Origin of the sequence: Novosphingobium sp. B-7 (genome assembly GCF_000410615.1) — a bacterium.
In the GTDB taxonomy this organism is placed as follows: Bacteria; Pseudomonadota; Alphaproteobacteria; order Sphingomonadales; family Sphingomonadaceae; genus Novosphingobium; species Novosphingobium capsulatum.
On record NZ_KE148355.1, the window covers coordinates 449 to 9,895 of the forward strand.

The following is a 9,447-nucleotide window of genomic DNA, read 5'->3' on the forward strand; positions in this document are numbered from 1 at the left end:
GATCAGGCCGCCCGGATTGGCCTGGAAATAGACCGCCGTTCCTGGCTGCACCAGCACGACCGAGGCGATGCGGCTGCGCAGATCGGCCGGCACGGCGCCCAGCCCGGTATCGAGAATGCCCGCGCCAAACGCCGCGCCGATCAGCGCGACCTTGGCGGCATGGCTGCGGGCCAGCGCGGCGCGGATGGTATCGGCCACCAGCGCATCGACAAAGGCGCGATCGCGCGTCAGGCGGAACAGCGCCGGGGAATCCACTGCCATCACCGCCAGGCCCTGGCGGCGCAGCGCCGCCACGGTGCGGCAGCCTGGGCCAAGCCGCAGGCCCATGTCGCCGGAAAAGTAGATCGCCACCAGATCCTGGCGTGGCTGGCCAAGCGCGGGGCGGTAGTGCATGGCCTGGGTATCGAAATAGCCGGCGAAATACCCGGTCGCGGCCATGGTCGCGCCTCCCAGCAAGGGCAGGGCGGCGGCAAGGGCAAACAGCTTGCGACCGGGAAAGCCAATAGCCATGATGGTCATGCCATGGCCCCCACGCCCTGTCCGGGCAGTGGGGGCAAGATTAACTCGTTGTCATGGAAGTGGCTTGTGGCCGGACGCATCCTCCTGGTTGAAGACGATCCCCAGATCGGGGACTATATCGCGCGCGGTTTTGCCGAAGAAGGCTATACCGTGGACCGCGCTGAAAACGGCCGGGACGGGCTGTTCCTGGCCACCGACAGCCAGTTCGACGTGGTCGTGCTCGATCGCATGCTGCCGGGCATGGATGGCCTCGCCGTGCTCAAGGCCCTGCGCGCGGCCGAGGTGGAAACACCGGTGATCGTGCTGTCGGCGCTGGGCAGCACCGATGATCGCGTGGCGGGCCTGACCGCCGGGGCAGACGATTACCTGGGCAAGCCGTTCTCCTTTGCCGAATTGCTGGCGCGGGTCCAGGCGCTGACCCGGCGTGGCACTGGCCGGCAAAAGGCGCAGGACACCGTGCTGCGCTGCGCCGATCTGGAACTCGACCGGCTCACCCGCCAGGTAAAGCGCGGCACGCGCAAGATCACGCTGCAACCGCGCGAGTTCCGCCTGCTCGAATACATGCTGCTGCACCAGGGCGAGGTGGTTACCCGCACCATGCTGCTGGAAGCGGTGTGGGACTATCATTTCGATCCCGGCACCAACGTGATCGACGTGCACATCAGCCGCCTGCGTCGCAAGATCGACGATGGCGAGGAACAGGCGCTGTTCCACACCGTGCGCGGCGCGGGCTATCGCATGGCGGCCGACTGAGCGTGGCCGGGCCGATGATGCCCAGATCGAACATAGGCGGGCTGTGACGATGTTCGGCCGGGCCATGCACCAGCGGCGCCTGTCGCCCACCATGCTGCGGCTGGTGGCGGCGGTCTTCGTGTTGCAGCTGCTGTCGAGCGCGGCGGCGATCTTCTTCCTGCGCACCCAGATGCTCGACGTCGTACGCGCCGATCGCGAAGACCAGGTGATCGACGTGCGCGACGATCTGCTCGCTGCGTTCTACAGCGGCGGCCGGGAATCGCTGGATGATTTCATCCGCGATCAACGCGGCAGCGTGGCCGATCCCGGTGTTTTCGTGGCGCTGGCCGGCGGCAGCGCGCCGGCGTTGACCAGCAATATCGATTTCGTCCCGGCTATTGCGCCGGGCCCACGCCCGCAATCGGTGCTGGTGCGGCGCGGCGATAGCGCCACGGATCAGGAAGCGCTGGTTCTGGCCACGACCCTGCCCGATGGGGCCAAGCTGACCGTGGGATTGATGGGCGCCAGCGAGCGGCGCTTCAACCTGGCCTTTGCTGCCGCGATCGGGCTGACCATTGCCGTGGCCGTGGCGCTGGCGCTGTTGAGCGCGGTGGTGCTGGGCGTGGCGATCAGCAGCCGGACGCATGAAATCGCCCAGGCGGCCGAGGAACTGGCCGCCGGCAATTTCGGCATGCGCCTGGCCGAGGGACAAAGCGGCGATGGCTTTGACCACCTGCGCCTGCAGATGAACCAGATGGCCGAACGGATCGCCAGCCTGGTGGCGGAACTGGGTGCGGTGTCGGGCGCGCTAGCGCACGATCTGCGCTCTCCGGTCACGCGGCTTTCGGCCGCGATCGACACGGCGCTGGCCCGCGTCGATGAACCCGGCGCGATCGAGGCGTTGCAGGCGGCGCGCGCCGATGCCGATGGGCTGCGCGCAATGCTGGAAACCGCGCTGGAAATCAGCCGTCTGGAAGGCGGCACGGCGCAGGATCGGCGCGTCTCGCTCGACCTGGCGGCAGTGGTGGCCGACATGGCCGAGCTTTACGAGCCGCTGGCCGAGCAATCGGGCGTGACCATGACGCTGGACCTGGCGCCAGCCTGGATCATGGCCGACCGCGAGCTGATTTCGCGCGCCCTGGCCAATGCGATCGACAATGCCCTGAAATATGGTGGCACGGCCATCACCCTGCGCACCTGCGTGGCAGAGGGGGAGGCCGTGCTGGAAGTGGCCGACAATGGGCCGGGCATTGCCCCGGAGGATCGCCCCCGCGTGATCGAGCGGTTCGTGCGGCTCGACAATGCCCGCACTCTGCCCGGCGGCGGTCTGGGCCTGTCGATGGTCAATGCCGTGGCGCGGCTGTATCGCGGGCGGCTGGAACTGGGCGAGGCGGCCGGCGGGGGCCTGTCGCTGACGCTGCATCTGCCGCGATAAAGCCGCGCGCCAGCAGCGAGCCAAGCGGGGCAGTTGGCCCTGCCCGCAGCCGTCCCGCCTTTCCGTTCGTCGCGCCGCGACGGGAAGGGCGGGAGGCCGGTTGCCGGGTCAGGAGGTCTTCTTGCCTTCCGGCGCGCTTACCCGGCCGGTACGCTCCAGCTTGCCCCAGCCGATGCCCAGGCCCGCCAGGGCGGCGCTGACCGCGCGGATCACCACGCCGTACATCAGCTGGCGATAGACGAAGCGCTGGCTGAGCAGCAGGAACGGCGGCAGGCGCTTTTCCCGCACGTCGAGCCGGAACGCCACCAGGCCGCAGGCGAGGTCGATCATGGTGAAGCCCAGCCAATAGGCGCCCATGCGGAGCACGTCGGTCTGCGTCTGGGCCCAGCCGTGCTGGATCACCCGCACGATCGTGCCGACGATCGAGATGCCGAGCGCCAGGTCGATCAGCGGAGAGGCGATGGCAAAGGCGATCTGGAACAGCCAGGCCTGCGGAATCCCCACGAAGGCCAGGCCCGAGGGGCGCTGCTGCGCCACCACGGCGCGATGCTTCCACAGGCATTGCAGCGTGCCGAACGCCCAGCGGAAGCGCTGCTTGCCCAAGGCGCGCAGGGTTTCGGGCGCTTCGGTCCAGGCCACGGCGTCTTCGTCATAGGCCACCTTCCAGCCGTGGCGCTGAATGGCGATGGTCAGATCCTGGTCTTCGGCCAGGGTATCTTCGGGATAGCCGCCTACATCGTTGAGCGCTTCGCGGCGCCAGGCGCCGACAGCACCGGGCACGACCATGATCGCGTCGAACCGGGTCAGCGCGCGGCGTTCGATGTTCTGCGCGGTGACATATTCCACCGCCTGCCAGCGGGTGACGAGGTTCACCCGGTTGCCGACCTTGGCATTGCCGGCCACCGCGCCGATTTCCGGCTTTTCGAACCAGCGCACCAGCTTGCCGATGGTGGCAGGTTCGAACTGGGTATCGGCATCGAGCGCGACGATGATTTCGCCATCGGCGGCGGCGAGCGCGCGGTTGAGCGCGCTGGCCTTGCCACCATTGACCAGCGTCATCAGCCGCACGCGCGGATCGTCGCCGAATGCCTTGGCCACGATCGCGCTGGTCGCGTCCTTGGATCCGTCATCGGCCACGATCACGTTGATCGCGGGATAAGTGCTTGCCAGGATGCGGTGCACCGAGGCTTCGATCACGCGCTCTTCGTTATAGGCCGGGATGATCACGGTCACGCGCGGCTGATAGGGCGTGGGATCTTCCCCGCCGTCCTTGGTGCGATTGAGCCAGGGCAGATCCAGCTTGCGCTGCGGGAACAGCGCCAAGCCGGTCAGCCCGACAGCGCGCAGCGTGCCCAGCGCAATGGCAAAGAAGAACGTCCAGTTGAGCGTGGCAAGCGCCGCAGCCAGCACGGCAAAGATGCCGATATCGAGCCGCACGGCCATGAGATCCCAGCCCTTGACCGCCGGCATCACGTCGTCCCGCTTGAGCCCCGCGAGGGTGGACACCGGCACGAAGCGATAGCCCTGCGCCTGCAACTGCTGGATGATCCGCGGCAGGGCGGCGACGGTCTGCGAACGATCGCCACCGCCATCATGCAGCAGGATCACGTTGGCAGAGCGATCGGCATTGCCCGCGTTGACCGCATCGACCGTCAGCTTCACCACCTCGTCGGCCGGGCGGCGCATCCAGTCGCCGGGATCGGCGTGCAGGCCGACAATGGTATAGCCCTGGTTCTGCGCGACCAGCGCGGGATCGAGTTCGTCGGCCGTGGTCGGTTCGGCGTCCCCGAAGTAGGGCGCGCGGAACAGGCGGGTGGATCGGCCGGTATAGGCCTCGATCAGGCGCTGCGTGGCATTGAGTTCCAGCTTGATCCCGGTCGGCGTGCTGTTGGCCATGTTGGGATGGGTATAGCTGTGGTTGCCGATCTCATCGCCGTCGGCCACCATGCGTTGCAGCAGGCCGCGATTGGCCACGCCGTTTTCGCCGATCACGAAGAACGTGCCGGGCACGTGATACTTTTCCAGGATCGCCAGAATCTGCGGCGTCCAGGTCGGATCGGGGCCATCGTCGAACGTGAGCGATACCAGCTTGGGCCGGTCGCCGGTGCGGCGCACGACATAGGGGGTGGGCAGCGAATCATAGCGTTCGCCGGTCACCAGGCCGAGGCGGTGATCGGTGGCGAGGGTGCGCGTGCCGGGCGTGGGCGTGGCATCGATGCGCAGGATTTCGCCATTGCCTTCCACGTCCACATTGCTGCTTTGCGTGATGCGCGAAAGATCGGGCAGCGTCTTGCCGCCACTGCGCCAGGTCTTGAGCACGTCCCAGAAGCCGGGATCTTCCGAACCCAGCCGCCACAACGCCACCGAGCCGAGGCCCAACTGGCGCAGCATCAGCATCTGGTTCCAGCTGGTGGCGGCATCGAGCATCCACACATCGTGGCGCACCGCCGGCGTGCCATCTTGCGTATCGGCATCGTCGGTATAGGCAAAGCCGACGTTGCCGCTGGCCTTGTCCCACGCCGGCATGGTGCCGCTGTCGTGCGCGGCCAGCCAGGCTTCTTCGATGGTCAGCGCATCGGCATGGCCTTCGTGCCAGTCATAGCCATAGCTGCCCAGCGCGACGACGACCTTGCCCGGCGCGGTGCCCTTGATCATGTCGGCCACGTGGCCCAGGAACCAGCCGTTCGAGGCGATTGGCCCGGGCTGGCCGCCCTGCCAGTGCTCGTCGTAGGCCATCAGCACGATCTTGTCGGCGACATCGGCAAAGGCGCGCGGGTGCCAGTTCTCGTCATCCACCGGCATGGTGATCGCCACCACGCGGTGCTTGGGCGCCAGGCGGGCGTGCAGGTCGGCGGTGAACTTGTGCAGCCCGGCCAGCGCGGTCTGCGGCAGGTTTTCGAAGTCGATCATCACGCCCGCATCGCCCGACTTGTCGAGCGCGGCATCGATCGCGGTGGCCAGGGCCAGGCGGCGCGCCGGGTTGGCCAGCACGGCGGCAGTGCCGGCGCCATCCCAGCCGGTGTTCTCGCGCACGTTCTGCAAGACCGGCACCACCAGCGGGCGGTGCAGCGACCCGGTAATGATCCGGCGCATCGGCGCATCGTCGGTCACCGTCAGGTTGCCGGCGTGATCGATCGACATCAGCGTGGGCGCAACCCAATCGAGCTGGCCGACGTGGTGTTGCAGCGCGCCAGCGCTTTCATCGCTGTCTGCCTGGTAGAACCCGATGGTGATCGGCGCGGTCTGCTGGCGCGCGGGCACCACGGTCGCGGGCCGGCCCAGCAGCGCGGCCAGGCGGTGGGACAGGCGGCTGACCTGGCCCTTGAGCCGCAGCGGCGCCATGTGTTCCTGGGCAAAGTTCAGCGGTTCGCGCGGCGTAACCGTGGCCACGGTGGTGGCAAAGACCACGCACATGCCAACCAGAATGGCTAATACGGCAAAGGCCAGGCGGCGGGTCCAGCGACGGCGCTGGCCGGTGGGATCGAAGAAGATGGGGCGTGACACGGCCTGGGATGTTCCGAAACGAGAGGTTTTCCGACGTACTGGATGGTATGCCGCGGAAAGGGCAAGGGCCCTGTGCGCATCGACGGCTACCGGAAAACCGGGGATCGGGAAAGCGGGGTCTGCGCCATGCGGCAGGGTGACGGCGAGCAGCCCAAGCGGAACCGGAACAGGGGACCGTCACGTCGCGGGTCCAAGCTGCTCACCGTCGAAAAGCGGTCTAGCCCGTGTGCCCTGCCGGGGGCGTGATCAAAACATTACGGTTTGGCCATGGTGCCACCCTTTGCTGCGGTTTTGCGCCCTGCATCCGGCCATCTGCCGCAAGGGAGCGGCGCGTTCAACTTGGGCCAACAAGATGCGCAGGGTTTTGGCCGCTGTCATTGGCCACAACAATCCATAGATAGGACGGGAAAGGATGGATTTCGCATGCAGCAACAGCCGGTGTTCTTTCTCTCGCACGGCGGCGGCCCCTGGCCCTGGCTCGATGGCTCGTTCCGCGAAGGCTTTGCCTGGCTGGAAGCCTCGCTCAAGGCTTTGCCCGCGCAATTGCCTGCCCGTCCGCGCGCGGTGCTGGTGGTTTCAGGCCATTGGGAAGAGCCGCAGTTCACCGTGTCGACCGCCGCGCAGCCGGGCATGGTCTATGACTATTACGGCTTTCCCGAACACACCTATCACATCCGCTATCCCGCGCCCGGTGCGCCCGATCTGGCGCGGCGCGTGGTGGAACTGGGCAAGGCAGCCGGCATCGCGATGGGCACCGATCCGACGCGCGGTTTCGACCACGGCACGTTCTCGATGCTGCAGCCGATCTGGCCCGAGGCGGATATTCCCGTGCTCAGCCTGTCGCTGCGCGCCGACTATGATGTCGCGGCGCACCTGGCGCTGGGCCGCGCCCTGGCGCCCTTGCGCGACGAAGGCGTGCTGATCATCGGGTCGGGGTTCAGCTATCACAACCTGCGCCAGTTCAACGCCGCGGCGGCGGCGCCATCGGCAGCCTTCGATGCCTGGCTGCGCCATGCCCTGATCGATCTGGCGCCGGCCGAACGCGCGGCGGCGCTGCTGGAATGGGAAAAGGCGCCGGCCGCGCGCATCTGCCATCCACAGGCCGATCACCTCATCCCGCTGATGGTTGCGGTGGGTGCGGCCGGAAATGATCCGGGCATCTGCGTCTATTCGGAAAACGACCTGCGCGGCGCGATTACCGCGTCCAGCTATCGCTTTGGCAGCGATGCCACGCCCAGCGGTTTCGATCGCATCGGCGGCAGTGGCCGCTGAAGCCGGGATGAAGGATGGCGTGCGGTTCCTGTCATGGGGAACCGCACGCCATGGCCATCAGAACGTGGCGGCCTTGATCACGAAGCGGACCGAGCGGCCCGGCATGACCACCAGATCCTTGTTGAGCGCGGTGGCCAGGCGCTGGGTATCGTCGGTCAGGTTCTGGCCCACGATCGCCAGCTCGATGCCGGGGTGGCTCTTGAACGGACGCCACGCGACATTCATGTTGAGGTTGTTGTAGCCAGCGGTGGGCGTGTCGAAATCGCCCGCCTTGTCCTGCCGGCCATAGTGGCTGAACATGATCCCGGCATCGAGCGTCTTGCCCGCCCAGGCAAAGCCGCCGCCGATGCGGTAGGGCGGGATGCGCGGCACGTTGGAGCCGTTGTCGAGCGTTGCGCGGGTGTAATCGCCCAGCACCTTGGCGGTGAACGTGCCTTCGTCGGTCTTGACCAGCTCCTGGCTCATTTCCGCTTCAAGCCCGCGGAACTTCGCGCCCTGCTGGCGATAGAACAGCTCGCGCAGTTCGCCGTCGGGGCTGGCGGTGCACACGCCATCATCATCGCAGGTGCGGCCGGTCAGCTCGCCATAGATATAGTTCTTGTACCACGTGTAATAGACCGAACCGGTGAAGGCAAAGCCGCCCTGGCGCACGCGCAGGCTGCCTTCGAGCGAATTGGCGCGCTCGATCTTGAGGTTGGGATCGCCGGTCTCAAAGGTCTGCGGGCCATCGTGGGCGCCGCGTGCGAACAGTTCGGTCAGCGCCGGCGCGCGCCCGGTGCTGGAGAAGTTGAGGCCGAACTTGACTGCCTTGATCGGCGTATAGAGCACGCCGATCGCGCCGCTCACCGGCGTGTACTTGCGCACGGTGAAGGCATCATCGGCCGGGGTGCCGGTGATGCGCACGTGTTCCACGCGGCCGCTGGCTTCCACGTGGAGCGGATCGGCGAGCTGGATTTCGGTGAACAGGTAGCCGGCGATGTTCTGGCTGGTGGCCGGGTTCAGGTAGCTGCTGTCTTCGCCCACGGCCGAGAAATCGCGGTGCTGGTATTCCACGCCCAGCGCCGTGTTGCGCACCGGGCCCATGGCATTGAGCAGCAGTTCGCCGCGGCCGTTCCATTCCTTGTTCTTGAAGGTGGTGTTGATCGAGCCATCCGGGTTCTTTTCCGAATGCTGGTAATCGCCATAGCTGCCGTCGAGCGTAAACGTCTTGAGCAGGCCCGAATCCAGCGCAAAGCTGTTGCGCGTCATCACCTTGGTCTGGCGCATGTCGATATAGGTGGTGTCGCTGGGAATGCCGTAGCGCGCGTCATAGTGCGTGACGGCCAGGCCCACGTGGCTCTTGTCGCCAGGCAGGAAATACGAGCCACCGACAGAGCCGCCCCAGCCGTTGAACCAGGAGTTCTGCTGGGTGCCGAGCGGGGTGTCATAGTTGTCGGTGGTGCGCCAGAACCCGTCGGCATGCAGGGCCAGCTGGCCAGCCTTGCCATCGACCAGCGCTGCGGTTTCGACGCCCTTGTTCACCGTGGTGTAGCTGGTGCTGGCTTCGGCCGAGATCGCCTCGGTCGGCAGGGTGGTGGGCACGCGGTTGTTGATCGTGTTGACCACGCCGCCGATTGCCTGGCTGCCATAGCGCAGCGTGGCCGCGCCGCGCACCACTTCGATCGAGCGGGCCGAGAGCGGATCGATGGGAATGCCGTGGTCGGGGCCGATGTCCGACACGTCGGAGCTGGACGTGCCGTCTTCGAGCAGGCGCACGCGGTTGCTGTCCATGCCGCGAATGATCGGGCGGCTGGCGCCAGAGGCAAAGCCCGTGGACGATACGCCGGGCACATCGCGCAGGGCATCGGCAATGCTGGCACCGCCGGCGCGCGAGATCGCATCGGCATCGACGCGCGCAGAAACCGTGGGCGTATCATCGATGGTGTGGCCAAACGGCGTGGCGGTGACCACGATCGGCATGGCATTGCTGCTGCCGCCGCCCGCCG

6 protein-coding genes are annotated in these 9,447 nt (G+C 67.0%); 3 read left to right on the forward strand and 3 right to left on the reverse strand.

The genetic code is table 11. The features are described from left to right. Positions 1-519: type IV secretion protein VirJ (locus H926_RS27520; protein ID WP_022676773.1), on the reverse strand; the 519-nt coding region annotated here is incomplete at its 3' end. Positions 520-585: 66 nt separating this feature from the next. Here H926_RS27520 and H926_RS0113450 point away from each other — a divergent pair. Continuing rightward, positions 586-1,272: a response regulator transcription factor gene (locus H926_RS0113450; RefSeq protein ID WP_022676774.1), complete on the forward strand. Its 687-nt coding sequence runs from the start codon at positions 586-588 to the stop codon at positions 1,270-1,272. A gap of 49 nt (positions 1,273-1,321) precedes the next feature. Beyond that, positions 1,322-2,686, forward strand: a complete 1,365-nt coding sequence (locus H926_RS0113455) for a HAMP domain-containing sensor histidine kinase (RefSeq protein WP_022676775.1) — start codon at positions 1,322-1,324, stop codon at positions 2,684-2,686. Between the two features lie 108 nt (positions 2,687-2,794). On the opposite strand, the gene H926_RS0113460 is transcribed toward H926_RS0113455, so the two are convergent. Then, positions 2,795-6,190, reverse strand: coding sequence for a glycosyltransferase (locus H926_RS0113460; protein WP_022676776.1), 3,396 nt, complete (start codon positions 6,188-6,190; stop codon positions 2,795-2,797). A 423-nt stretch (positions 6,191-6,613) separates the two neighbouring features. On the opposite strand from H926_RS0113460, the gene H926_RS27525 reads away from it, so the two are divergent. After that, positions 6,614-7,462, forward strand: coding sequence for a class III extradiol ring-cleavage dioxygenase (locus H926_RS27525; protein ID WP_022676777.1), 849 nt, complete (start codon positions 6,614-6,616; stop codon positions 7,460-7,462). Between the two features lie 57 nt (positions 7,463-7,519). Here H926_RS27525 and H926_RS27530 read toward each other — a convergent pair. Next, positions 7,520-9,447, reverse strand: a 1,928-nt coding sequence (locus H926_RS27530) for a TonB-dependent receptor (protein WP_148291745.1), incomplete at its 5' end; no start/stop codon positions are given.

What these genes read in the sequence shown, in the direction of transcription:
- H926_RS27525 (WP_022676777.1), top strand. Translation starts at nt 6,614, where the DNA reads ATGCAGCAACAGCCGGTGTTCTTTCTCTCGCACGGCGGCGGCCCCTGG.
- H926_RS0113455 (WP_022676775.1), top strand. Translation starts at nt 1,322, where the DNA reads ATGTTCGGCCGGGCCATGCACCAGCGGCGCCTGTCGCCCACCATGCTG.